Below are 21,146 nucleotides of genomic sequence, written 5' to 3' on the forward strand. Positions count from 1 at the left end.
GATTTGAGTGGGATGGACCGGCGGCATAAACCGCGCGTCAACCATTTATCAGCCATTGCTGCCTAAAGCAGTCCCGAGGCTTTTCGTCGTTTGTTCGCCAAGCGTCAAGCTCTCCAGGTCCAAACGAGGAAGATCCACGGTGCCGGACGATCCCCACAGCCCGGACAAATCAAAAAGACCGCGCCGCGCCAAGCGCCACCTTCTGCTGCGCGCCGATAGCTGGATCGATTCCACCGTCTGGAACCTCGGCTTCAAGCTGTCCGAGATCTGGGAAGAAATTACCATCTTTTCACGAAAATTTCGCGTGCGCGGCTGGAAGCGTATCGTGGTGGAAGTGGCCGACGAGGCCATGACCTTCGGCACGGCGGGTTTCGTTCTGCTTCTGGCCCTGGCGCTTCCGGCGTTTGAGGAAACCAAGGAAGACTGGCGCTCGCGCGGCGATTTTGCCGTCACCTTTCTCGATCGTTACGGCAATGTGGTGGGCCATCGCGGCATCATCCATGAAGACAGCGTGCCCTTCGACCAGCTGCCGGACCATCTGGTGAAGGCGGTTCTGGCCACCGAAGACCGCCGTTTCTTCAGCCATTTCGGCATCGACTTTTTGGGCCTTGCCCGCGCCATGAACGAAAACGCCAAGGCCGGCGGCGTCGTGCAGGGCGGCTCGACGCTGACCCAGCAGCTGGCCAAAAACCTCTTCCTCACCAATGAACGCTCGCTGGAGCGCAAGATCAAGGAAGCGTTTTTGGCGCTCTGGCTGGAAGCGAACCTGTCGAAAAAGGAAATCCTGTCGCTTTATCTCGACCGCGCCTATATGGGCGGCGGCACGTTTGGCGCGGCAGCCGCCGCCCAGTTTTATTTCGGCAAAAATATAACGCAGGTGAATCTCGCGGAGGCAGCGATGCTTGCCGGCCTCTTCAAGGCGCCGGCGAAATACGCCCCCCACGTCAACCTGCCCGCCGCGCGTGCCCGCGCCAACGAGGTCCTGACCAATCTCGTGCAGGGCGGGCTGATGAGCGAGGGACAGGTGGTCGCCGCAAGGCGCAACCCGGCAAGCGTCATCGACCGGGCCGCTGCCACCGCGCCTGACTATTTTCTCGACTGGGCCTTTGAGGAAGTGCAGAAACTGGCGGATGCCGGCAAGCTGAAAAAACATTCCGTCATCGTGCGCACCACAATCGACATGGGCCTGCAGCAGGCCGCTGAGGAGGCGATGGAATCGGGTCTTCGCGAATATGGCGAGAGTTACCGCGTCAAGCAGGGCGCACTTGTCATGATTGAAAACGGCGGCGCCGTACGCGCCATGGTCGGCGGGCGCGATTACGGCGAAAGCCAGTTCAACCGCGCAACGAAGGCGCAACGCCAGCCGGGTTCCTCCTTCAAGCTCTTTACCTACACGGCCGCCATGGAAAAGGGCTTTACACCGGAAACCATGATTTCGGATGCGCCGATCACCTGGCGCGGCTGGTCTCCGCAAAACTATGCCCGCTCCTACAAGGGCCGCGTCACGCTTCTGTCGGCCATGGCGCAATCCTTGAACACGGTTCCGGTGCGCCTTGCCAAGGACGAACTTGGCACGGAAATCATTGCCGAAACCGCAAAAAAGATGGGCGTCGAAACCCCGCTTCGCACCGACAAGACCATTCCGCTCGGAACCTCTGAAGTGACCGTGATGGATCAGGCGACGGCCTATGCGGTCATGCCCGCCGGCGGCGTGCAATCGCGCCGGCACGGGCTTGCCCAGGTCATGGATTACGAAGGCGACGTGCTCTACGATTTTGCCCGCGACGAACCACCGCCGGCCCGTATCGTCAGCGAGCAGGCGACATCCTCGATGAACCGCATCCTGACGCAGATCCCGGTCATTGGCACCGCCAAGCGCGCAGCCCTTGATGGCGGCATCGTCACGGGTGGCAAGACCGGCACGTCGCAGAGTTATCGCGATGCCTGGTTCATCGGCTTTACCGGCAATTACACCACCGCCGTCTGGTTCGGGAATGACGATTTCACCTCGATGAACAATATGACCGGCGGCTCGCTTCCGGCGATGACCTTCAAGAAGCTGATGGATTACGCCCATCAGGGTATCGAGCTGAAACCCATTCCCGGCATCGAAAATCCTCTGCCATCGGGCACCCATGTCAAGGGTCCGGCCATGGCGGCAAAAGGCGATGCCGGCGGCCTGCCGACCCTAAGCCGCCCCCGTTCGCTGTCTGCCGAAACAACACGGCTTCTGCGCCGCATCGCCAAATCCTTCTCCACCGCCACCCCGCTCAGCCCTACGCCGCAAAAGCTTGCAGGCGGCAAGGCGCAGGTGGTGAAGGTGAGCGACGGGTTGTGAGGGGATGACGTCATGACCACGAGGAGATGCGCATGACCGACCTCAAACCGAAAGAATTTCGTGCAGGCGAAGGCTATAGCCGGAGAGAATGGGAGAGTGTCGATTTCCCCGAACTGACCGATCCGGAACTTGCGGCCATGCTACCGGCCCGCGAGGTGCTGCCGGAGGCCTTTTTCCAGGAGGTGGAGGCAAGGCGGCACAAAACAACCAAGCCTTGAGCGCTTTGCTCGGATCACGCGGCGTAAGGCTGGATGCGTTCCAGTTGCGGGCCAAGTTCGCGGCGGCGGTTCATCAGGTCGTGATCGATCTGCAGGCCGAGAAAAAAGCCTTCGGATACGCCGAACAGACGCGCCAGCCTCAGATCCGTATCGGCCGTCACCGCACGCTTTCCCAGCACGATCTCGTTGATCCGGCGTGGCGGAACGTCGATATCCCGGGCAAGCCTGTACTGGCTGATCCCCATCGGCTTTAAAAACTCTTCGAGCAGGATTGCCCCTGGATGCGGGTTGGGCAGAAGTTCCGCATCAGTCATGATAATCGACGATTTCGACATTTGAGGCGCCTCCGAAAGTCCATTGAAAGCAAACACGCCATTGCTCGTTGATGCGAATTGACCATTGCCCTGCGCGATTACCCTTGAGCGCTTCGAGCCGGTTTCCGGGCGGCACCCTCAGGTCCGTCAGCACCCTCGCCTGGTTCAGCATACGCAGCTTGCGAAGCGCAATGGGCTGTATATCGGCAGGCAGCTTGCGACTGCGCAGACCGTTCCAGATCCGTTCTGCTTGCGGGTCGGCAAAGCTCATTATCATCTTGACAGCGATAATATCGCATCGCGTTATCAATGGCAAACCTTGCCCTTCGCCATTTTCCAGCCCTTCAAACAATGTTATCCGTCTGAGCTGATTTGCAAAAGGTTCTGGCCCGCTTGTTTCGTCTTCCGTTTCTCGTGCTCATCGCCTTGACCGTCGCCTTTGGTGGCGGGATCTGGTCGACGCTTGTGGCGCTGGATGCCACCACCGGTTTCGGGGCGATCCGGCTTGGCGCCTGGGAGGCGTTTCCGCAGGCGCAGACCGCCGATGCCGATCCTTATGCCAAAGCCCACCGCGCCAATGGCGGACGGCTGCTTTATGGCAGTGCCGAGGGCTTGAGTTTTACCGCAACGGTGGATCAGAAGGGCGAGCGGCTTTCCGGGCGCTGCACCTATCTGATTTCCGGGCAAACGCCGGTGGCGCGCCTCTGGACGCTGTTTGCCAGCCGCGCCAATGGCGAGGCGCCGGCCATGGGCCAGGACCTGCCGATGGCGCTGAATTCCCGCACCGTGCTGCGCGATGGCAATGGCGCCTTTGTCATCACCATTGCGCCGCAGGCGGCACCCGGCAACTGGCTTGCCGTGCCGCCGGGCGAACCCTTTCGCCTGACATTGACGCTGCTCGATACACCGACGGCTGGCAGTTCCGGGCTGATCGACCTTGCAATGCCGCGCATCGACCGGATCGGGTGCGGCAATGCTTAAAGTGATACTCGCGCTCCTCGTCGGTCTTGTCGGGGCGGGCCTGCTGCACCTCGTCATCATCCTGTCGCTGCCCTCGTTCAGCGAGCGCGATGCCTATAGCCGGGTGCTCGGGGAAGGACCGCCGCATCGGTTTCATGTGCTGGCGGCGCGGGTGGATGCAGCCGGCCTGCAAAAGACCGATCCGTTTCTAGACACAGCCGTCTGTGCCTTCGATCTCTCGGAAAATCCGGTGCGGCTGACAGCTGCGGGCGCCCTGCCCTTCTGGTCGCTTGCGACGTTCGACAGCGCCTCGAATGAAATCTTCAGCATCAATGACCGAACCTCTGTGGGCAACGGGCTCGATGTGCTGCTGGCAACGCCTGTTCAGGCAACGGCCCTGCGCAAGGCGCAGCCTTCGCCGCTTGCGCAATCGATCATTGTCGAAACCCGCGCGGTGCAGGGTTATGCGGTTCTGCGCGCCATGGCGCCGCAGGCAAGCTACAAGCCGATGACAACAAAGTTCCTCGCCGGCGCTGATTGCTCAACGCTCGAACTGCGCTGACGCCTTCACCAAGCCTCAATGGCTGTCGAGGCGCATTGCCGTCTCGTCCATGCCGCGATGCGTCAGTTCCGCCGGCCGCTCGTAACGCACGCCGGTAAACATCAGCAGAGCCGCACCCGGCGCGGAGGAAGCCTTCTCCTGCTGCGGACGTGACAACAACCCGCGATGCGGATGGGCATCCCGCCATGTCTTCATTTGAACGATGTCTGCCATGCTCGTCTCCTCAAAGGGTTCGAGACGGATGAAGGACGGACCGATTTCACCCTGCCCCATGGGGGGCCGGCGCATCCTCGAAACGAGGCATTGTGCGCCTTTCTCGTCAGCGCCCAGGCTTTTTCGCCATGGGCTCCAGCGACACAGACAACACATGAAACGGCAACTGGTTTCACCGAGGGATCAAAGAGATTGATACCGGGTTCAAACCGGGTTTTCCCTTTGCTTCAACGGCCCTGCCCGCACCGGAAAACCGGTGGGGACAGGCAGCGATTCGCGCCATGCTGTCTGTTGCGGATTGAGCCATAGGGTCGTTAACAAGTCACTAATTCTAATAAACCTGTTTCGCATCCTCAAAACTTGTAAAGCGACCGAAAACCCTCCCGGCAGGCCGGTCTGCGCGGGCGCCAGAAGGCGCGCCCTGCCGTCTTTGCGCCAGTCCGCTGGCCAGCGCTCAAACCGCGGTATCCCGTTGCCAAAACCTGCCGCGCTTTGAAACAGCGGCTGGGGATAAGTCGAATGCTGCCACACTCCTTCACCAGACATTAACCTCGTTCCGGTAGCGTGTTTTTAACCATGCCAGACCGTAAACGACGCCGTGCAGCGCAGCGTTTCAACCGCGCCCACCGCCTCCTTGTCCAGCATGCCCGCATGAACATCTTCGTGGCGGAGCCCTGCCACGCCGAACCTTGAAGTCTGTATCTTTTGTATTGCGTCGGTGGATATGACCGTGGATCGGTATCGTGAACTTGAAAGGCCGCAGGCCATGCGCAGAAAGGATGTGGTGCTCATGGCGACCGTCACGAGTTTCGAGGAACTCGAGCATCCCACACGGTCAGAGCTGCGCCAATTTGCCGAACTGTTCCTGCCGCTTTTCCAGGCCTCCAGCGACGAGGCAAGGCGCCAGGCAGTTGCCGCCCTTTCCCGCTCCCGTCACGTACCCTCCGCAGTCGCCTTTTTTATCGCCAGCCAGCCGATTTCCATTGCAGCCCCCTTCCTTGCCTGCTCCGCCTGCCTCGATGATGAAACGCTGATTGCCATTGCCCGCACGCAAGGCGCCGAACATGCCCGCGCCATCGTGCGGCGCGAAAACCTGTCGCCGATGGTCATCGATGCGCTGGTTGGAATGCGTCACGCCCGCCATCCGGCCGAAGAAGACGACAGTCTGTCTGCCCCGACGGCCGCCCAAGTCGCTGCCGAACAGGACGAGGCCGAGGCGCGCCATCAGCGCGAGGAAACTCTTCGCCAGCAGATCAAGCGCATGGCCGCCCACCTGCATCGCGCCCCCGGCGACCGCCTGGGGCTTCGCACGCTGACCGACGTTCAGGAAGCGCTGCTGGTGCGTTTTGCCCGCGCCCGCGAGGCCGATGGCTTTGCCACAACGCTTGCCGATACGCTCTCTGCCAGCCGCTGGCTTGCCGAACGCATCATGCTGGATATTTCCGGCCACCAGCTGGCGACCACGCTGAAGGGCATCGGCATGCGCCAGGACGAAGCAGTCGCCGTGCTCGAACGGTTCTACAATCCTTTGCAGGAACCGATCGGCGACACGCGCCGCAGCCTCATCCTCTGGCAGTCTCTGCAGGAAGACGACTGCGGCCGGCGCCTGGAAGCCTGGCGCCGCGCCGATCGCCATACCCATGCGGATCCGGCAACCGAGCATGAGAATGAAAACGGCCGTAGCGCGGCAGAAACGGGCAAGGTCATCCGCACCACGGCAGTTGAACCGCTGCCGCTTCGCCTGCGCGCGGCGCGCTGATCAGCCGGTTTCGATCACCGTCAGGAGATCGCCAAGCGCATCGGTTTCGATTTCCACCAGCCAGAGATCGCTGTCAAAACGGCGCTCGCCCACGATCGCCGCCTCCACGTCGTCACGCTCGGCAAGGCTGAGGCGCTTTTCGAACCGGCGCTCGCCATCCTCCTCGATCATCATCTGCGGTGCCGGGCCGTAAAGATCCTCGCGGCCGTCGCGATATCTCAGGCGCACGAAAATGGCGCCGGCCTGATCAGCGCCGCGCTGTTCGACGGCGGCAAAACCGCCTTGCGAAAATACGCGCCGGGTGAGCGCTGCAACAAAAATATCGGACCTTAAACGCATGGGGGGAGATGTAGAGGGTTTTGGCCGCGAAGGAAACCAGGCGTCACGGCCGACAGCGGCGTGAAAACAAACGCCTCGCGCCTCGGGCAAGCTTCAGCCTCTATGGCAGGCAAAGCCACAGGCTCTGCATCCCGCAACAGGAGGTGACATGGCGAAATACAAATACAGTCAGCATCTGGTCGAGACCAACGTCCCGGCCTTCGACAAGGAATGGCAACCGGGACAGGTGCCGCCGAATGCCGGCATCTATCGCTGCAAGAACTGCGGCGATGAAATTGCCGTGGGAAAAGGCCAGCCGCTGCCCAACGGCCATCACCAGCACACGGTGCTCGGCCCCGTTGTCTGGACGATGCTGGTCTTTGCCCAGGAACACCCGAAATAGGTTTTTGGGGTTTCGCCGGCGCCTTGGCCTACAGCGCGCCGATGGATTTCAGCTTGGAAAGCACCGCCTCGGACGGTTCGCCATCGACCGGCAGACGGTAATGTTTCTGGAAATGGCGGATGGCAGCGCGCGTCTGCTCGCCTGCAACACCATCGATCGATACGTCCGTATAGGCGATGTTGGAAAGCCCCTGCTGGATCTGCAACACCAGCTGCGCCTCCGAGCCAAGCGACACCGGCGTTGCCTTCATGTCTGCTGCCTGACGCGCCTTGCTGGCACGCGCGGCGGCTGGAATATCGGCCGGTGGCGAAGGCTGCGCGCGGCTGGCCTGCAGGCGATTGGCCTGCGAGTTAATGGCTTGCTGGCTATTGGGCTGAGCGGCCGGCGACGACGGGCGGGCAGCAGGCTCTGGCCGAAGTTCGGCGGCCCGGATGGCGGCTGCCACAGGATCGACAGCGCCGGCGGCAGGGTTTACCGTCACGCTCGGGCGCGGCAAAGGCACGACAATTGGGGCAGCCGCCGGCGTGTCATCGCCGATCACATCCGCGACGCTGGTTTGCGATGGTTCAACGGAAGAAGCCGGTTGCGGCGCGGCGTCAAGGTCTGCGGTCTGCTCCGGTGCCACGTCGGGCGCGCGTTCGATGCGGAATGTCGTGACGTCTTCGGGGGCTGCTCGCCGTTGCGGCTGGTATCCGGCAATCGCGTTCGGATCCTGCGGGTCGCGCGTGGCAAGGAAAGGGTGCGGATGGTTGCGCGGCTGATACCAGAGCGCATTGGCGGCAACGAAGGAAAACACCACGAACAGCGCGACGCTGCCGCCGAGCGTGCGCGGATACCGCGCCACAAGCCCTGCCGCCCCGGAGAGGACCCGCAGGGCAAGAGCCGGGCGCTTCATCGGCGCCCGTCTGCGTTCAGCCGGCTTTCGCTTTCGCGCGGTCATGCGCAAATCCCTGTCTACCCGTTACGCTGCCGTCTGCCGGTTGGCGCAGGCGTGGCGGAAATTCCAGCGGCTCGGCAATGCGTGCCACGCCATCTGGCGCATCCGCACCATCGAGCGGCCGTTCATCGACCGGTTTTCCATCCACTGGAAAGCTGACCGTTACCACAGTTCCCTCGCCAAGGCGACTTTCGATCCGCATCTGTCCACCGTGGAGAGAGACGAGACCCTTGACCAGCGACAGGCCAAGGCCGGTGCCTTCGTAAGCGCGGGCAAGATTGTCCTCCACCTGCATGAAGGGCTGGCCAAGCAGCGCCACCTTGTCGCTGGCAATGCCGATGCCGGTATCGCTGACGACCAGTTTCAGCATGCCCTCTTCCACCAGCGCATCGATGGTGACCGCGCCGCCGGCCTTGGTAAACTTGATCGCATTGCCGGCGAGATTGATGAGGATCTGCTGCACGGCACGCCGGTCCGCCACGACATCACCAAGGCCCCGCGGGATGCGGGTGGCAAGCGTGACGCCCTTGTTGCGGGCCTGCAGGTCCAGCATCGCCCGGCAGCTTTCCACCGCGTCTGCAATGCGAAATGGCTCGGTCAGCAGGCAATAACGGCCGGCCTCGATGCGGCTCATGTCCAGCATGGTGTTGACGACGGAGAGCAGATGCGCACCCGACTGGCGGATCAGCGCCACATATTCGCGCTGGCGATCGTTTTCCAGCCGGCCGAAATATTCACCGGCCAGCACATCGGAAAAGCCCAGAATGGCGTTGAGCGGCGTGCGCATCTCATGGCTGACGGCCGCCAGAAACCGCGATTTTGCCTCGTTTGCCGATTGCACCTCAACGGCGCAGGCTTCCACCTCGTCGCGCAGGCACTGTTCCCAGGAGATGTCGGTCAACTGCACCAGAACCTGCTGCAGGGCGCCGTCACCGCCGGTGAGCGACGAAAGATCAAGCCGCACGGCCAGAAACTGCCGGCCGCCGAGCGGGCAGAGCCCCTGCTCGATGCGCACATCGGCAATGGCGGATGGCGCCCCCTGGCGCAGGCTGTCCAGCGCCTGCAAGACGGCAATACGATCGGAGACATGCACGAGCTCGGCAAGCGTCAGACCCGGACGTTCCCGCATAGCGGACGGCAGAAGATGACGGTCGCGGCCGCCGGTGCGCAGGATCGTGCCTTGTGTATCACAAGAGAGAAGCACACCGGGGCAGGCTTCAAAGACGAGATCGGCGGCCAGCCCGTCGCGCCCGCTTTCTGTGTCCTGTGTCTCGGCACGGGAAAGCCGCGAGACTGTCATGGCGGCAGCGGAAACGGCGAGCATGCCAGCGCCGACAAAGGCGACCCCGAGCGGCAGGGCAAGGGCGGGACCAACCAGAAGTGCAAGCGCTGCCGGCACAGCCACCAGGCAGGCAAGCCCTGTCGCCGTCATCAGGCGCAAGGTCGCAATGTCGGCGCCGCGTGGCTGATCACGATCGCCGAACGGGCCGAGCCAGCCGAGGGCCAGATGATCCAGCACATGGACCGCTCTGCCGCCAATGGAATTGAATACGCGCACGCCTATACCTTACCGCGAACTCTGTCAGGCCCGAACATAGGCGTCAGCGACTTAAGGAAACTCTAAAAACGAGAGCCCGAACGGCCCTCAAGGCGTTCAAAGCGGGGCTTTCGGTGTTTCGGTACGATGCAGTTCCAAATATGGTTAACAGGGCGTAAGCATCGGAACTTTTTCAATTTTATCGAGCCTGTTAGGTTTTGACGCAACCGCGCGCAAGATTCTCTTTGTATTTTGGCACAACTGCCATAAATATGATGAACGTGATCGGGTAAAGTTTGATTGAAATGCCGCTTGAAGGCTTTCCCGAGCGCGATATTTAAAATGCAGTTCAAATGTCGATTAAACTTTAGCGAGTGGCGTAACGGCGTGTTTTTCCAGAGTTCCTAAGCTTCATGGCATGGCCCCGGACAAGACCGGTGGGCATGTGAAGCGGGCGGGTAAAGGCAGATGTGGTTCCTGATCAAGGGTAGCGTGTTTTTTGCGATGGGTCTGGTGGTGCTGTCCTATTTCAGCACGAACCCGCATATCGCCGCGCCCGATCAAAAGCCGGTTCCCCTCTCCGACACGTTTTCCGCTGTCACCGACGCCTATCATTACATCAGCGCCATCTGCGTCGAAAAACCCGATGTCTGCGAAAAGGGCTCGGAAACGTTTACCGCGCTCGGTTACCGCGCCAAGGAAGGCGCGCTTGTGGCCTTTCGGTTCCTCGACAGCCAGTTTTCAGGCAATGAGCCTGAAGCGCCTGTGGTGAACAGCAAGACCTCCCCGCGTCAGCCGATGCCGGACAAACTGGTGAGCAACCAGAATTTTGCCACTGACGATGGACTGGCAACTGGTTCCGTGCCGGTGCCGCTGAGCCGCCCGCTGCACTGACAGCCATTCCTGTCAATCTTTGCGTCCAATCTCCGTTTTTCGTTTTCGTCCGGCCGTCTCGCCCCTATATGGAGGAGAAGGCCCGGGGGCCGATGCTGCGGCAAACACCGGGCCACGACGTGACACCCACGTCATGCGGCCTTGATGCATGACGTGCAGGACAAAGCTGGAGCCCTTCATGACGAGCCCTTCCACCCCCGGCATCGACCAGATCATCGATGATTTCGCCTATCTCGAGGAATGGGAAGACCGCTACCGTTACGTGATCGAGCTGGGCAAGGCGCTGCCTGAACTCGCCGACGAAAAAAAGACGGCGGAGAACAAGGTCAACGGCTGCGCAAGCCAGGTCTGGCTCGTCTCCCATCACGGTGATGGGGAAGACCCGGTGCTGACCTTCGAGGGGGATTCGGATGCGCATATCGTGCGGGGGCTCGTTGCCATCGTGCTCGCGGCCTATTCCGGTAAAAAGGCCTCCGAGATTGCCACTTATGATGTGATCGACACGTTCAACCGCATCGGGCTTGTCGAAAACCTCTCCTCCCAGCGGGCAAACGGCCTGCGCTCCATGGTGAAGCGCATCCGCGACGAGGCCCGCCTTTCGGCGCCCGCCTGAGGTTTTACATCTGCGGGCGAAACCCTTCGGCACCCCAGCTGTGGTTGAAGCGGGGCGCGGACGGCGGCGCATAATGGCGGGCAAGAGTGAGAAGCGCGGTGCGCAGCATCAGTTTTGCCGAGCGCACCGGCCAGCCGCGCTCGCGTTCCACCAGTTCCAGGCCTTTTTCAAAGCAGCAGATGTCAAGCGCCACGCCGGAGAGTTCCGGCCCCATGGCCTCGATGGCCCTGGTGACCCGGGCTCTTGCCGCCATGGCGCTTTCGGTGAGGTCCACCTTGCCGCCTGCCTCGCCTCTGCCACGTTGAAACAAACGCGGCTCCCAACTGGCGGTGATCTTCGGTTGCAGATGGCCGCGCTCGAAATCGCCTGCCAGCCGCTCCCCCGCCTCGATGGCCTCTTGGGGAAGAAACGGCCGGCCCTCGCGATCCTTCAGGCGCGCAAGGCCCGAAAGGGGCGATTCCAGAAGGTTGCGCCGCACCCTTTCGCGGCCCCCCTCAAACTCGACCGTATCGGACACGATGGCGCGATGCTGACCGGCAAAATCCATGCCGTCGGCAGGACCGCCGATCCCCTTGTCGCGCGCGGCCGATTTTCCCGCCGTCGTTTTTGCCACCCCGTCGACGTCTTCCGACGTGGCATCGCCCAGATGCCGGCGCAGGAAGGACAGCGTTTCCGGGCGCGCAAGAAGTTTTTCCCCCTTCTTTTGCACAAGACCGGCGGTGGCGGCCGCCTCAATGATGTCAAGGGAATGGCCATGGCGGACGCCGTTGCCGCAGAGGAAAATCTGCGCCGGCGTCTCGCCCGGTTCGATGGCGCAGGACCCGCGCGAAAGCTGGCGCAACAGGCGCAGCAGCGGGCGGGTTGCCGGCAGGATCTGCCCGGTGGTTCGTGCAATCACCTTAGTCATGCCGCGGCACCTCGCTGCGGCCAAACACGGTGTTGGCGATCCGCTCGACGGTCGAGACGAAATCGTCGAAACCGGCGTTTTCGCGCCTCTCCTCCACCACGCCGCAGGCATGACCGACGGTGGTGCGGTCCCGCCCGAAAGCCTCGCCAATATCGCTCTGGGCTATGCCAAGCGAGACGTGGCAGACATACATGGCGATCTGGCGGATGTGGCAGAGCGCCCGGCGACGGTCGCGGCGCATCTGCACGCGGTCGCCGATCAGCATCAGCAACTCGTCGACGAGATGGCGCACGATGCCGCAGGCCTGAACCGGCGACATGCCGGAAGGCGATGCGAGTTGCGATACCGGATGCGGTGCCGGGCTGTCGGCGGCAGCTGCCGGATCGCCGCAATGGCCGTCCGGCTGATGCACAGCGGCCGACGGGGCGGCATCCGTATCGTTGGGCGAAGAGGCCGGATAACGGCCGGGCCCGGCTGGGATGATTGCGGGGGAAGGCCCGCTTTTGGTTTCAAAAGACATGAACAACTCCTCTGATAGGAATTAATTCATACACCCTATGCGAAGATGGGGGATGAGCGAAAGCCCAACACGGACACTTCCACTTGTTTTTGGTGTGTTTTTTGATGTTACGCGCAAAAATTCTGGGATTATTTTCCTCATCCCTAATGAAACAATCACGCGCAAAGATATCCCGGGAGGCGAGATGCGCTGAAGGCGGGGCTGGATAGGAGGTAGGGGATGAGGCCGCGAACGCCGGTTGGATATTGTTCAGGCGTGTGGTGCCGGCAGACATATCGTGGCTGGAAGCGTGGGACGCGGGAAGGAGTGCCGCACGCACGACCGTCGAAAAGTCTGGCCGCTGGCTTCGCACCCATCATGCGCCTGAGAGGCAGATGGGCCGAAGACGTGCGAAACGTGCGAAAAACTTCGCACGTTGCATGGTTTTCAATCACCGCGCATGTTCAGCACCGGTGACCTTGATGTGGCGCCAAGATCCAGGCCGGTTCAGATGTGGCGGCCTTGGCACGCCCTCATCTTCCGTCACGCCGTCTCGCGTGACTTGTCCCGCAAGCACATGTCCTGCAGGGACTTGACCTGAAAACCCTGGCCTGCAGTGACTTTGCCCGCAGTGACCTGGGACGAAGTTACTTGGGGCGCAGTTATTTGGCGCGCAGTTATTTGGCGCGCTTGCGGCGCTGGCCGAGGCCCATTTCCTTGGCAAGCCGCGAACGGGCTTCCGCATAGGCCGGAGCAACCATCGGATAGTCGGACGGCAGGCCCCACTTCTCGCGATATTCCTCGGGCGTCATGTTGTAATGGGTCATTAGGTGGCGCTTAAGCGACTTGAACTTCTGGCCGTCTTCCAGGCAGATCAGGTAATCGTCTTCGATCGACTTGCGGATCGGCACGGGCGGCTTCGGCTTTTCGACGGCGGCGGGAACCTGAACCGGCGATGCGGTGTTGTTCAGTGCGCCATGAACGTCGGAAATCAGGCCGGCGAGATCGCCGACGGGAACAACGTGGTTGCTGACATAGGCGGCAACGATATCGGCGGTCAGTTCAACGAGAAGATCCGACCCCTTAACTGCGAGTGTTTCTGTCATTTCATATCTCCTGTTCGATTCACTGGAGCATGTATCACCTTGACACACAAACTCCGTAAAGCAACGCCGGAAAGCCCTGATCCGTGATCCGCACTTCGCGAACGAAGAAGGATCCACCCCTAGATCCCCACAGATACGGCGGACTTTCCCACGTTTTCGGCAACATCAACCACCCGAAGGCCTCCCGGTTGCTTCCCGACATCACGCACGATGCCGTTTTCGCCACGAGAGACACAACGAATTCCATCGATATTCGTGCTCTACTGAAATGCGATTAACATTGTTTGGCGCAAAGTCCAAATACAATCTTTAAGTATTTGTTCTATTGTGGAGATGCGCGAGCTATTTCCACACTTACTGATTGATTATCGGACAGCCCTCAAGGCGGCGAAGTAGATGTGTCAGGACCTCTGATATTCAAGGGGGACCGTTTCTCATCTCGTCCACGACGGTTGAGTGATGCAGCACGTATCCCACCTTGTGCGCCGCCCGCGCCAGCAGATGCGCGGAAATGGGGGCCGTGAGAATGAAGAACACCCCACCCGCCAAGGCCCTGACAAATATGGATATATCCCCGGAATGAATGCCAACCGCAATCAACAGCAGGCCGGATCCGACGGTGCCGGCCTTGGAGGCCGCATGCATACGGGAGAATACGTCGGGCAGCCGCAGCAGGCCCACAGACGCAATCAGCGCGAATAAACTGCCAGTAATAATCAGAATGACTGTCAGAAGCGTAAACAACCAGCTCATCCGCGACCTTCCTGTGTCGTTTTGGTACGCCCAGTGACATCAAACTCCGCCGAATCGACATCCATCAACCGATTATCCGCCTCGCCCTCCTCGTCGGCCGTGCGGCGCGAGAGGATAAACCGCGCAAATGCGACCGTAGCAAGGAAACCGACCAGCCCAAGCGCAATGGCGACATCGATGTAAAGAACAAAGCCGGTCTTGATGGCGATGAGCGCGATAAAACCGATGGCGATGCCAACCAGCATGTCGAGCGCCACCACCCGGTCGGCAAGCGTCGGGCCGCGCACCACGCGCGCCACCGTCAGCAGGAAGGAGATCGCGAGCAGCGCATTGGCGATCCAGATCGCCACGGCAAGCAGAGCCTGTTCGGTCATCAGCGGAACGCCTCCATGATCTTGGCCTCAAAACCTTCGCGGATATCGCGCTTGGTGCCCTCGATGTCGGAACAGTCGATGGCATGGACATAGAGGAAACGACGATCCTCGGAGACATCGATGGAAAGCGTGCCCGGCGTCAGCGTGATCATGTTGGCGAGAAGCGCGATCTCGAAATCGCGGTCCACCGTCAGCGGAAAGGCAAAAATGCCGGGCTTGGCGTCAAGCTTCGGCCGCGTGACGAGGACCGCAACCTTCCACGCCGAAAGCGCCAGTTCCTTGAAGAACAGCATCAGCAGCGACAGGATACGACGGATGCGCCCGAGGTAACTGACGCCATGCGCCTGCTCGCGGATGAGCCCGATGGCAAAGGCGGAAATCACGAAACCGAAGAGGAAGTTGAGGAAGGTGGCGCTGCCGCTCACCGCCACCCAGACGACGGCAAACAGCACATTCATGGAAAAAGCCGTCATGGCGCAACACCTCCCTGAAAGACCGAGCCGATATAGGCAGCCGGTTCCATCAGCCGGATGGCGGCTGCCTGCGACAGCACCAGCGGCCATTCCGGAAAGAGCCCGAACAGCGTGACGATGGCGGTCAGGCCAAGGATTGGGCCGAACGATGTCCAGCCGGTCGGCTCCGCTGCCCCATCATGGACATCCCCACCCGGCACTGGGCGCCAATAGGCCAAGAGGAAAACGCGGCCAAGCGCGATGGTGGAGATAAATCCGGAGACGAGAATGCCCGCCGCAAGCCACCAGGCGCCGATATCGATCGAGGCCTTCACAAGCATGATCTTTGGCCAGAGCCCGGAAAACGGCGGCAGGCCGGCAACCGCCAGCAGGAGCGCGAGAGAGACAAAGGCAAATGCCGGCGCCCGCTTGTAAATCCCGCCGATCGACTGCAGCGTGAAATGCCCTGATAGCGCGGCGGCACGCCCGACAACCAGATAAAGCGCCGTCATCGCCAGGATCGAATGCAGTGCGTAAAGCACGGCGCCGGCAAGACCGGCAACGGTTCCCGTCGCAATGCCGGCCAGCATATTGCCGATGCCGAGGATAACGGCATAACCGGCGAGACGGCGCAGGTCGTTTTGCGCCAGCATGCCAAGGCTTGCCAGCACCATGGTCAGAAGCGCCACCATGCCGACGACGAGGCTCCACTCTTCCGCCTGCACCGGAAACAGCATGATCATCACCCGCATCAGCGCGTAGATGCCGACCTTGGTCAAAAGCCCGCCGAACAGCGCAGACACCGTGATGCGCGGCGTGTGATAGGAGGCCGGCAGCCAGAAATTAACCGGAAAGGCGGCAGCCTTCATGGCAAAGGCCAGAATGAACAGGCCACCCAGCGTCATCAGCGGCGCGCCGGAAATGTCCCTCGCCCGCAGCGTCAGGTCTGCCATGTTGAGCGTGCCGAAGATGGCATAGGTATAACCGACGGCAATCAGGAAGAAGGTGGTGCCGAGAAGGTTCAGGATGGCATATTTCAGCGCGCCATCGATCTGCTCCCGCTCAGACCCTAAGATGAGCAGGCCGAAGGAGGAGATCAGCAGCACCTCGAACCAGACATAGAGGTTAAACAGGTCCCCCGTCAGGAAGGCGCCGGAGACGCCGGCCATCAGCAGCATCAGGAAGGGGAAGAAACCGTAACGGCGGCCCGTCGCGCTGATATCGGAGAGGGCGGCGATGCCTGCGGCAAGGGCGGCGACGGCAGACACCAGTGCCATCAGCGCACCGAAGACATCGACGGTGAAGGCAATGCCGAAGGGCGGCAGCCAGCGTCCCATCACCATGGTGACAGGCCCTTCCACCGACACCTTCCACAACAGAAGGGCATCGAGCAGCACCAGAAGTGCCAGACCCGGTACGGCGACAAAACCATGCAGACGCACCGAATGGCGCATCATCATCAGCACGGCGCCAAGCCCGATCATGAGGGCCGGCGGCAGAATGACCAGCCAGTCACCGATCGCAGGCGGTGTCATGACAAAGGCGAGGGAAAGATCGACAGGCGTCGAAGTAGTGGAGGCCATAGCGTCTGAAAACCTCCTCAGTAGCCGATAGGCGGCATGGGATCATCCTTCGGCTCTGCCAGCCGCATCTCGTCGGTATTGTCGGTGCCGAGTTCCTGATAGGCGCGGTAGGTCAGCACCAGCAGGAAGGCGAAGAACGAAAACGAGATGACGATGGCCGTGAGGATGAGCGCCTGCGGCAGCGGATTGGCGGCACCGGCCGGCAGTGTATCCATGCCTGCCCCGATGATCGGCGGCACTTCGCGCGTCAGCCGTCCGCCGGTAAACAGCAAGAGGTTGACGGCATTGCCGAGAATGGCGATGCCGAGCAGCATGCGCACCGAATGTTTTGACAACATCAGATAGATTGCTGCCGAAAAGAACGCACCGACGAGGATTGCGGCAAGAAACTCCATCAGTCGCTCTCCTTTTCTTCCAGTGCCAGCGCAATGGAGGTGATGGCCCCGACCACAACGAGATAAACCCCGATATCGAAGGACATGACGCTCGACAGCGCGATTTCGACGCCGAAGAGATGCGGATAAATCCAGAGACCGGTCATGAACGGCACGCCGGCAAAGATCGACAGGAAACCGGACAGCGTCGAGAGAAGAAGGCCGAAACCGGCAACCGACATCGGATGGAACCAGATGGCGCGGCGCACGGCGGCCACGCCATAGGCAATGCCGTAAATGGCAAAGGCGGAGGCTGCAATCAGCCCGCCGATAAAGCCGCCGCCCGGTTCGTTATGGCCGCGCAAGAGCACGAAGACCGAAAAGACCAGCATCAGCGCGGTGAGGAAGGGGGCGACGGTGCGAAAGATCAGCGTGTTCATGGGCGCGCTCCTTCGTTCATCGCAACGGTGCCGGCCGGCTTGGGTGTCGGATCGGGAGCATCCGGATCGTTATCGGCGGGTTTTATCGCCCCGACGCGGACACGGATGAGGGCAAGGATCGCAAGGCCGGTCACCATCACCACGGCGATTTCGCCCAACGTATCTGTGCCGCGGAAATCGACGATGATGACATTCACCACATTGGCGCCGTGGGCGATCACCTTGGAATAGGCGTTGAAGAAGTCTGTCAACCGCGTGTCAAAAACGCCCTCGACGGATTTCATCAGGAGCAGCATGAAGCCGACACCGCAGGAAATGGCGATCACCGCGTCGCCCAGCATCTGGCGGACCGGCCGGTGGTCGGTCGGCAGTACCCGCAGCCGCGTCATGGCAAGCGCCAGAATGACCACAGACAGCGTTTCCACCATGAACTGCGTGAACGACAGGTCCGGCGCGCCAAACAGAAGGAAGATGACGGCCACGGCAAAACCCTGAATGCCGAGCGAGACGATGGCCGTCAGACGGTTGCTGGCGCGCAGCACGGCGACAAGGCCGATCAGCGCAATCACGAAGAACGCCCATTCCTGCACCATCACCCCGGCGGGGAAGGACGGCAGCGCCGGCAGTTCGCCGTAAACGAAGGGCGGCACAAGAAGCGTCAGCGCCAGAAGAATGAAGGTCGCGGTGACATAAACCTCCAGCCGTCCGGGCTGAACGAAACGCGAGACGGCAACCGAAAACTTGACGAGACCGGCAATCGCAGCGTCGAAACCACGATCCGGCCCCGGCCCCAGCGCATCGATGAAGCGCACCATCAGGGCACGGATGCGGGCAAGCTGCAGATAAACGAGAAGTCCGAAGGCGACCGTGACCAGCGACAGGGCAAGGGGCGCCCCCCAATGCGGAATGGTGGAGATCGTCACGTCAGTTGCCACGCCCTCCACGGCGCTCGCCATCGGCGAGGAAATGAAGCGATGCGCAATGGTTGAAAACACGCCACTGACAAGGCCGAGAACGGCCAGCACCAGCGGGCCAAGCCACAGCAGAACCGGGCCTTCATGTGCATGTTTCGGTGTTTCCACCTTTTTGCCGAGAAACGGTTTCAGCGCCACGGCAAAGGCCAGCGCAAACATCAACCCGTTACCGATAACGGCAACCGTGGTGAACAGGATCGAGCGCAGATCGCCACCGGCCAGCGCATAATAGATCTCTTCCTTGGCCAGAAATCCGAAGAACAGCGGCAGACCGCCCATCGACAAGGCTGCCAGAAGGGCTGCCGCAAAGGTGATCGGCATGGCTTTCGCAAGGCCCGAAAGCTTGGTCACGTCACGCGTACCGGCCTCGTGGTCGATGAGGCCCGCGACCATGAACAACGCGCCTTTAAACAGCGAATGCGCCACCAGATAGAGGACGGCCGCGGCAATCGCGTGTTCGGAATCAAAGCCGGTCAGCATCACCAGAAGCCCGAGCGATGCCATGGTCGTATAGGCGAGCATCAGCTTCAGATCTGTCTGGCGCATCCCGAGAAAAGTGCCAACGATGAGGGTGACGCCGCCGAAAAAGGGCAGCAGGATTTCCCAGGCGGGCGTGCCGCCGAGCGTCGGGTTGAGCCGCATCAAGAGATAAACGCCGGCCTTCACCATGGTGGCGGAATGCAGATAGGCCGAGACGGGCGTTGGCGCTTCCATGGCGTTCGGCAGCCAGAAATGGAAGGGAAACTGTGCAGACTTGGTAAAACAGCCGCCGAGCACCAGCAGCAGCGCTGCCAGATAAAACGGGCTCTGGCGCATCAGCTCGCCCTGGTGGATGACGAGCGAGAGCTGGGTCACGCCGGTGATGTTCCAGATGAAGATGAGACCGGCAAGCAGGCAGAGCCCGCCGCCGCCAGTCACCACCAGCGCCTGCAACGCCGAGCGGCGCGCAGCTTCGCGCGTGTGATCGAAACCGATCAGCAGGAAGGAGGTGATCGAGGTCAGTTCCCAATAGACAAAAAGCATCAGGAAACTGTCGGAAACGACGACGCCGAGCATGGCGCCCATGAAGAGAAGAATGAAGGCGAAAAAGCGCCCCTGCTGCGGATGGCCCTTCATGTAACCGCCGGAATAAAGCACGATCAGCGTGCCGATGCCGGTGATGAGAAGGGCAAAGGTCAGCGACAGCCCGTCGAGAAACCAGGAAAATGACAGGTTGAGGCTGGGCACCCAGGCATAACCGCCCGTGACCACCTCACCGGCCGCAATTTCCGGCAGATAGCCGGCAAAGTAGAAAAAAGATAAAGCCGGCGCCAGCGCCAGTAGCCAGGCGGCATTTGCGCCAAGAGCGCGCGTCAGAGGAGGTGCAGCAACAGCCGCTATGAATGGCAGGAACAGACATACCAAGGTCATTGCGGCGATATCATCCTCCTGTCGGCGCCTTCGCACCCGTTATACATCTCCGCACCCAGGCCGAGACAAGAGAGCCCTACTTAAGGCATGGGTTTGTCAGTCTCAACGCTTTGTTGTCGAAAAACGACATCCGCCCACCCTTTTTGATGACAATGTGAACGCCTATATCCGGGGAAACAAAGGAGTGCTCCATGTCGGATATCAAAACGCCGAAGGTTATTAAGAGCGATCGGGACTGGCGCGAACAGTTGAGCCCGGAACAATACCGCATCCTGCGCGAACATGGCACGGAACGGGCCTTCACCGGCCCTTATTGGAACAGCAAGGACAAGGGGCTTTACCGCTGCGCCGGCTGCAACGAGCCCCTGTTCATTTCAGATACCAAGTTTGATTCCGGCTGCGGCTGGCCGAGTTATTTCGAGCCGGTGACGCCGGTTGCCGTGGTGGAACTGCGCGACATCAGCCATGGCATGGTGCGCACCGAAATCCGCTGCGCCTCCTGCGACGGCCATCTCGGCCACGTCTTCCCCGACGGCCCGCCCCCGACCGGCCTGCGCTACTGCATCAACGGTTATTCGATGGTGTTCGAGCCGGTGTGATGCCGGCTCACGAAGAGGCTCACTCGCCTTCCCCAAACAGCATGCGGTCGATGTCGCGGGCCGCATGCAGCACGTGGATGATCTCGATACGGTTATCGAGCACCCGGTAAAACATCAGGTAATTGCCATGGACAGCGCGGCGGATGCCTTTTGCCGAATAGCGCCTCACCAAGGCAAAGCGATAGGGCATGGTGGCGAGGCTTTCACCGAGATCGATCAGTTCTTCGACAAAACTTGTCGCACGGACCGAATTTTCTGCCGCAATAGCCTGCCAGATCGCGTCCAGATCGTCCCTGGCACGATCTGAAAAGACGACCTTCATCGCGATGTCGTGGATCGAGAGCCCGGATGCAGTTTCGCGCGAAAATGCGCCCGCAAATCCGCAGAGGATGTCACGCGCCCCGCATCGGCGTCGGCAAGGCCTTCTGCGATTGCAGAATCAAGCTCTGAAAGACGCTTTTCCTGCATCTCCAGCAACCGGACACCCTCCTGAAGCGCTTCGTCGCGCGATCGAAAACGCCCTTCGCTGACGAGGGACGCGACATAGTCTTCCAGGGGTTGGCCAAGGTCTGCCTTGATGCTCATCGGATGCTCCTGACGGACACGATA

General features: G+C 61.1%; 28 protein-coding genes. 9 read left to right on the top strand and 19 right to left on the bottom strand.

The annotated features are described in order from the left end of the window. The first annotated feature begins 139 nt into the window (after positions 1-139). Positions 140-2,338: a transglycosylase domain-containing protein gene (locus AC4CWH_RS11045; RefSeq protein WP_491318770.1), complete on the top strand. Its 2,199-nt coding sequence runs from the start codon at positions 140-142 to the stop codon at positions 2,336-2,338. A gap of 32 nt (positions 2,339-2,370) precedes the next feature. Further along, positions 2,371-2,556, top strand: a complete 186-nt coding sequence (locus AC4CWH_RS11050) for a hypothetical protein (protein WP_491318771.1) — start codon at positions 2,371-2,373, stop codon at positions 2,554-2,556. A 14-nt stretch (positions 2,557-2,570) separates the two neighbouring features. Here AC4CWH_RS11050 and AC4CWH_RS11055 read toward each other — a convergent pair whose 3' ends face one another. Then, the gene (locus AC4CWH_RS11055) at positions 2,571-2,891 is read right to left on the bottom strand and encodes a HigA family addiction module antitoxin (protein ID WP_491318772.1); all 321 of its coding nucleotides are present in this window, start codon (positions 2,889-2,891) and stop codon (positions 2,571-2,573) included. Further along, a complete protein-coding gene (locus AC4CWH_RS11060) occupies positions 2,863-3,147 on the bottom strand; it encodes a type II toxin-antitoxin system RelE/ParE family toxin (protein ID WP_491321413.1) in 285 nt (94 codons plus the stop codon). The genes AC4CWH_RS11055 and AC4CWH_RS11060 overlap by 29 nt, the downstream gene beginning before the upstream one ends. Before the next feature lie 116 nt (positions 3,148-3,263). Between AC4CWH_RS11060 and AC4CWH_RS11065 the strand changes: the two genes are divergently transcribed. Both AC4CWH_RS11065 and AC4CWH_RS11070 read left to right on the top strand, forming a co-directional pair. Next, positions 3,264-3,851 (top strand): DUF1214 domain-containing protein, encoded by a 588-nt coding sequence (locus AC4CWH_RS11065; protein ID WP_491318773.1) that lies wholly within the window; start codon positions 3,264-3,266, stop codon positions 3,849-3,851. Then, entirely contained in the window at positions 3,844-4,392 is a 549-nt protein-coding gene (locus tag AC4CWH_RS11070; protein ID WP_491318774.1) for a DUF1254 domain-containing protein, read from the top strand. Before AC4CWH_RS11065 ends, AC4CWH_RS11070 begins: the two co-directional genes overlap by 8 nt. A 15-nt stretch (positions 4,393-4,407) precedes the next feature. Here the strand turns inward: AC4CWH_RS11070 and AC4CWH_RS11075 are convergent, their stop codons facing one another. Together AC4CWH_RS11075 and AC4CWH_RS11080 are read right to left on the bottom strand one after the other, a co-directional pair. Next, positions 4,408-4,605 carry a hypothetical protein gene (locus AC4CWH_RS11075; protein ID WP_491282078.1) on the bottom strand — a complete coding sequence of 66 codons (198 nt, stop codon included), beginning with the start codon at positions 4,603-4,605 and terminating at the stop codon, positions 4,408-4,410. A 570-nt stretch (positions 4,606-5,175) separates the two neighbouring features. Then, positions 5,176-5,397, bottom strand: coding sequence for a hypothetical protein (locus tag AC4CWH_RS11080; protein WP_491321479.1), 222 nt, complete (start codon positions 5,395-5,397; stop codon positions 5,176-5,178). Here AC4CWH_RS11080 and AC4CWH_RS11085 point away from each other — a divergent pair. Next, on the top strand, positions 5,330-6,364 hold the full coding sequence (locus AC4CWH_RS11085; RefSeq protein ID WP_491321414.1) for a DUF2336 domain-containing protein: 1,035 nt from the start codon (positions 5,330-5,332) through the stop codon (positions 6,362-6,364). The two genes, AC4CWH_RS11080 and AC4CWH_RS11085, sit on opposite strands and share 68 nt — an antisense overlap. Here AC4CWH_RS11085 and AC4CWH_RS11090 read toward each other — a convergent pair whose 3' ends face one another. Beyond that, positions 6,365-6,703: a DUF1491 family protein gene (locus AC4CWH_RS11090; protein ID WP_491318775.1), complete on the bottom strand. Its 339-nt coding sequence runs from the start codon at positions 6,701-6,703 to the stop codon at positions 6,365-6,367. It abuts the gene before it with no gap. A 148-nt stretch (positions 6,704-6,851) separates the two neighbouring features. Between AC4CWH_RS11090 and AC4CWH_RS11095 the strand changes: the two genes are divergently transcribed. After that, positions 6,852-7,085 carry a hypothetical protein gene (locus tag AC4CWH_RS11095; protein WP_491282081.1) on the top strand — a complete coding sequence of 78 codons (234 nt, stop codon included), beginning with the start codon at positions 6,852-6,854 and terminating at the stop codon, positions 7,083-7,085. Between the two features lie 28 nt (positions 7,086-7,113). On the opposite strand, the gene AC4CWH_RS11100 is transcribed toward AC4CWH_RS11095, so the two are convergent. Next, positions 7,114-8,025, bottom strand: coding sequence for a peptidoglycan-binding domain-containing protein (locus AC4CWH_RS11100; protein WP_491318776.1), 912 nt, complete (start codon positions 8,023-8,025; stop codon positions 7,114-7,116). After that, on the bottom strand, positions 7,997-9,580 hold the full coding sequence (locus AC4CWH_RS11105) for a sensor histidine kinase (protein ID WP_491318777.1): 1,584 nt from the start codon (positions 9,578-9,580) through the stop codon (positions 7,997-7,999). Before AC4CWH_RS11105 ends, AC4CWH_RS11100 begins: the two co-directional genes overlap by 29 nt. A gap of 447 nt (positions 9,581-10,027) precedes the next feature. On the opposite strand from AC4CWH_RS11105, the gene AC4CWH_RS11110 reads away from it, so the two are divergent. Continuing rightward, the gene (locus tag AC4CWH_RS11110; protein ID WP_491282084.1) at positions 10,028-10,453 is read left to right on the top strand and encodes a DUF5330 domain-containing protein; all 426 of its coding nucleotides are present in this window, start codon (positions 10,028-10,030) and stop codon (positions 10,451-10,453) included. Between the two features lie 178 nt (positions 10,454-10,631). Next, positions 10,632-11,066 carry a SufE family protein gene (locus AC4CWH_RS11115; protein WP_491318778.1) on the top strand — a complete coding sequence of 145 codons (435 nt, stop codon included), beginning with the start codon at positions 10,632-10,634 and terminating at the stop codon, positions 11,064-11,066. A gap of 4 nt (positions 11,067-11,070) precedes the next feature. On the opposite strand, the gene AC4CWH_RS11120 is transcribed toward AC4CWH_RS11115, so the two are convergent. From AC4CWH_RS11120 to AC4CWH_RS11165, 10 genes are all read right to left on the bottom strand, one after another. Next, positions 11,071-11,973 (bottom strand): DUF6456 domain-containing protein, encoded by a 903-nt coding sequence (locus AC4CWH_RS11120; protein WP_491318779.1) that lies wholly within the window; start codon positions 11,971-11,973, stop codon positions 11,071-11,073. Beyond that, a complete protein-coding gene (locus tag AC4CWH_RS11125; protein ID WP_491318780.1) occupies positions 11,966-12,493 on the bottom strand; it encodes a helix-turn-helix domain-containing protein in 528 nt (175 codons plus the stop codon). The genes AC4CWH_RS11120 and AC4CWH_RS11125 overlap by 8 nt, the downstream gene beginning before the upstream one ends. A gap of 656 nt (positions 12,494-13,149) precedes the next feature. Continuing rightward, the gene (locus AC4CWH_RS11130) at positions 13,150-13,578 is read right to left on the bottom strand and encodes a Ros/MucR family transcriptional regulator (RefSeq protein ID WP_491282088.1); all 429 of its coding nucleotides are present in this window, start codon (positions 13,576-13,578) and stop codon (positions 13,150-13,152) included. Positions 13,579-13,995: 417 nt separating this feature from the next. Next, positions 13,996-14,331 carry a monovalent cation/H(+) antiporter subunit G gene (gene mnhG, locus AC4CWH_RS11135; protein ID WP_491282089.1) on the bottom strand — a complete coding sequence of 112 codons (336 nt, stop codon included), beginning with the start codon at positions 14,329-14,331 and terminating at the stop codon, positions 13,996-13,998. Next, positions 14,328-14,705, bottom strand: a complete 378-nt coding sequence (locus AC4CWH_RS11140; protein WP_491318781.1) for a cation:proton antiporter — start codon at positions 14,703-14,705, stop codon at positions 14,328-14,330. The genes mnhG and AC4CWH_RS11140 overlap by 4 nt, the downstream gene beginning before the upstream one ends. Further along, complete coding sequence (locus AC4CWH_RS11145; protein ID WP_491282091.1) at positions 14,705-15,178, bottom strand: Na+/H+ antiporter subunit E; 474 nt, start codon at positions 15,176-15,178, stop codon at positions 14,705-14,707. Before AC4CWH_RS11145 ends, AC4CWH_RS11140 begins: the two co-directional genes overlap by 1 nt. Next, the gene (locus AC4CWH_RS11150; RefSeq protein WP_491318782.1) at positions 15,175-16,740 is read right to left on the bottom strand and encodes a Na+/H+ antiporter subunit D; all 1,566 of its coding nucleotides are present in this window, start codon (positions 16,738-16,740) and stop codon (positions 15,175-15,177) included. Before AC4CWH_RS11150 ends, AC4CWH_RS11145 begins: the two co-directional genes overlap by 4 nt. Before the next feature lie 17 nt (positions 16,741-16,757). Further along, the gene (locus AC4CWH_RS11155; RefSeq protein ID WP_491282093.1) at positions 16,758-17,135 is read right to left on the bottom strand and encodes a Na+/H+ antiporter subunit C; all 378 of its coding nucleotides are present in this window, start codon (positions 17,133-17,135) and stop codon (positions 16,758-16,760) included. Continuing rightward, on the bottom strand, positions 17,135-17,554 hold the full coding sequence (locus AC4CWH_RS11160; RefSeq protein WP_491318783.1) for a Na+/H+ antiporter subunit B: 420 nt from the start codon (positions 17,552-17,554) through the stop codon (positions 17,135-17,137). The genes AC4CWH_RS11155 and AC4CWH_RS11160 overlap by 1 nt, the downstream gene beginning before the upstream one ends. Then, on the bottom strand, positions 17,551-19,938 hold the full coding sequence (locus AC4CWH_RS11165) for a putative monovalent cation/H+ antiporter subunit A (RefSeq protein ID WP_491318784.1): 2,388 nt from the start codon (positions 19,936-19,938) through the stop codon (positions 17,551-17,553). The genes AC4CWH_RS11160 and AC4CWH_RS11165 overlap by 4 nt, the downstream gene beginning before the upstream one ends. A 191-nt stretch (positions 19,939-20,129) precedes the next feature. Here AC4CWH_RS11165 and msrB point away from each other — a divergent pair, with 191 nt between their 5' ends. Next, positions 20,130-20,537 carry a peptide-methionine (R)-S-oxide reductase MsrB gene (gene msrB / locus AC4CWH_RS11170; protein ID WP_491318785.1) on the top strand — a complete coding sequence of 136 codons (408 nt, stop codon included), beginning with the start codon at positions 20,130-20,132 and terminating at the stop codon, positions 20,535-20,537. Between the two features lie 19 nt (positions 20,538-20,556). On the opposite strand, the gene AC4CWH_RS11175 is transcribed toward msrB, so the two are convergent. Together AC4CWH_RS11175 and AC4CWH_RS11180 are read right to left on the bottom strand one after the other, a co-directional pair. Further along, positions 20,557-20,859 (bottom strand): type II toxin-antitoxin system RelE/ParE family toxin, encoded by a 303-nt coding sequence (locus tag AC4CWH_RS11175; RefSeq protein ID WP_491318786.1) that lies wholly within the window; start codon positions 20,857-20,859, stop codon positions 20,557-20,559. Continuing rightward, positions 20,856-21,122 (bottom strand): type II toxin-antitoxin system ParD family antitoxin, encoded by a 267-nt coding sequence (locus AC4CWH_RS11180; RefSeq protein ID WP_491318787.1) that lies wholly within the window; start codon positions 21,120-21,122, stop codon positions 20,856-20,858. Before AC4CWH_RS11180 ends, AC4CWH_RS11175 begins: the two co-directional genes overlap by 4 nt. Positions 21,123-21,146: the final 24 nt, after the last annotated feature.

The sequence above is a fragment of the Neorhizobium sp. PAMB6716 genome (assembly GCF_058242805.1).

Coding starts and splice junctions, on each gene's coding strand:
- AC4CWH_RS11050 (WP_491318771.1), top strand. CDS start 2,371: ATGACCGACCTCAAACCGAAAGAATTTCGTGCAGGCGAAGGCTATAGC.
- AC4CWH_RS11055 (WP_491318772.1), bottom strand. CDS start 2,891: ATGTCGAAATCGTCGATTATCATGACTGATGCGGAACTTCTGCCCAAC.
- AC4CWH_RS11060 (WP_491321413.1), bottom strand. CDS start 3,147: ATGATAATGAGCTTTGCCGACCCGCAAGCAGAACGGATCTGGAACGGT.
- AC4CWH_RS11070 (WP_491318774.1), top strand. CDS start 3,844: ATGCTTAAAGTGATACTCGCGCTCCTCGTCGGTCTTGTCGGGGCGGGC.
- AC4CWH_RS11075 (WP_491282078.1), bottom strand. CDS start 4,605: ATGGCAGACATCGTTCAAATGAAGACATGGCGGGATGCCCATCCGCAT.
- AC4CWH_RS11085 (WP_491321414.1), top strand. CDS start 5,330: ATGACCGTGGATCGGTATCGTGAACTTGAAAGGCCGCAGGCCATGCGC.
- AC4CWH_RS11080 (WP_491321479.1), bottom strand. CDS start 5,397: ATGAGCACCACATCCTTTCTGCGCATGGCCTGCGGCCTTTCAAGTTCA.
- AC4CWH_RS11090 (WP_491318775.1), bottom strand. CDS start 6,703: ATGCGTTTAAGGTCCGATATTTTTGTTGCAGCGCTCACCCGGCGCGTA.
- AC4CWH_RS11095 (WP_491282081.1), top strand. CDS start 6,852: ATGGCGAAATACAAATACAGTCAGCATCTGGTCGAGACCAACGTCCCG.
- AC4CWH_RS11100 (WP_491318776.1), bottom strand. CDS start 8,025: ATGACCGCGCGAAAGCGAAAGCCGGCTGAACGCAGACGGGCGCCGATG.
- AC4CWH_RS11110 (WP_491282084.1), top strand. CDS start 10,028: ATGTGGTTCCTGATCAAGGGTAGCGTGTTTTTTGCGATGGGTCTGGTG.
- AC4CWH_RS11115 (WP_491318778.1), top strand. CDS start 10,632: ATGACGAGCCCTTCCACCCCCGGCATCGACCAGATCATCGATGATTTC.
- AC4CWH_RS11120 (WP_491318779.1), bottom strand. CDS start 11,973: ATGACTAAGGTGATTGCACGAACCACCGGGCAGATCCTGCCGGCAACC.
- AC4CWH_RS11125 (WP_491318780.1), bottom strand. CDS start 12,493: ATGTCTTTTGAAACCAAAAGCGGGCCTTCCCCCGCAATCATCCCAGCC.
- AC4CWH_RS11130 (WP_491282088.1), bottom strand. CDS start 13,578: ATGACAGAAACACTCGCAGTTAAGGGGTCGGATCTTCTCGTTGAACTG.
- mnhG (WP_491282089.1), bottom strand. CDS start 14,331: ATGAGCTGGTTGTTTACGCTTCTGACAGTCATTCTGATTATTACTGGC.
- AC4CWH_RS11140 (WP_491318781.1), bottom strand. CDS start 14,705: ATGACCGAACAGGCTCTGCTTGCCGTGGCGATCTGGATCGCCAATGCG.
- AC4CWH_RS11145 (WP_491282091.1), bottom strand. CDS start 15,178: ATGACGGCTTTTTCCATGAATGTGCTGTTTGCCGTCGTCTGGGTGGCG.
- AC4CWH_RS11150 (WP_491318782.1), bottom strand. CDS start 16,740: ATGGCCTCCACTACTTCGACGCCTGTCGATCTTTCCCTCGCCTTTGTC.
- AC4CWH_RS11155 (WP_491282093.1), bottom strand. CDS start 17,135: ATGGAGTTTCTTGCCGCAATCCTCGTCGGTGCGTTCTTTTCGGCAGCA.
- AC4CWH_RS11160 (WP_491318783.1), bottom strand. CDS start 17,554: ATGAACACGCTGATCTTTCGCACCGTCGCCCCCTTCCTCACCGCGCTG.
- AC4CWH_RS11165 (WP_491318784.1), bottom strand. CDS start 19,938: ATGACCTTGGTATGTCTGTTCCTGCCATTCATAGCGGCTGTTGCTGCA.
- msrB (WP_491318785.1), top strand. CDS start 20,130: ATGTCGGATATCAAAACGCCGAAGGTTATTAAGAGCGATCGGGACTGG.
- AC4CWH_RS11175 (WP_491318786.1), bottom strand. CDS start 20,859: ATGAAGGTCGTCTTTTCAGATCGTGCCAGGGACGATCTGGACGCGATC.
- AC4CWH_RS11180 (WP_491318787.1), bottom strand. CDS start 21,122: ATGAGCATCAAGGCAGACCTTGGCCAACCCCTGGAAGACTATGTCGCG.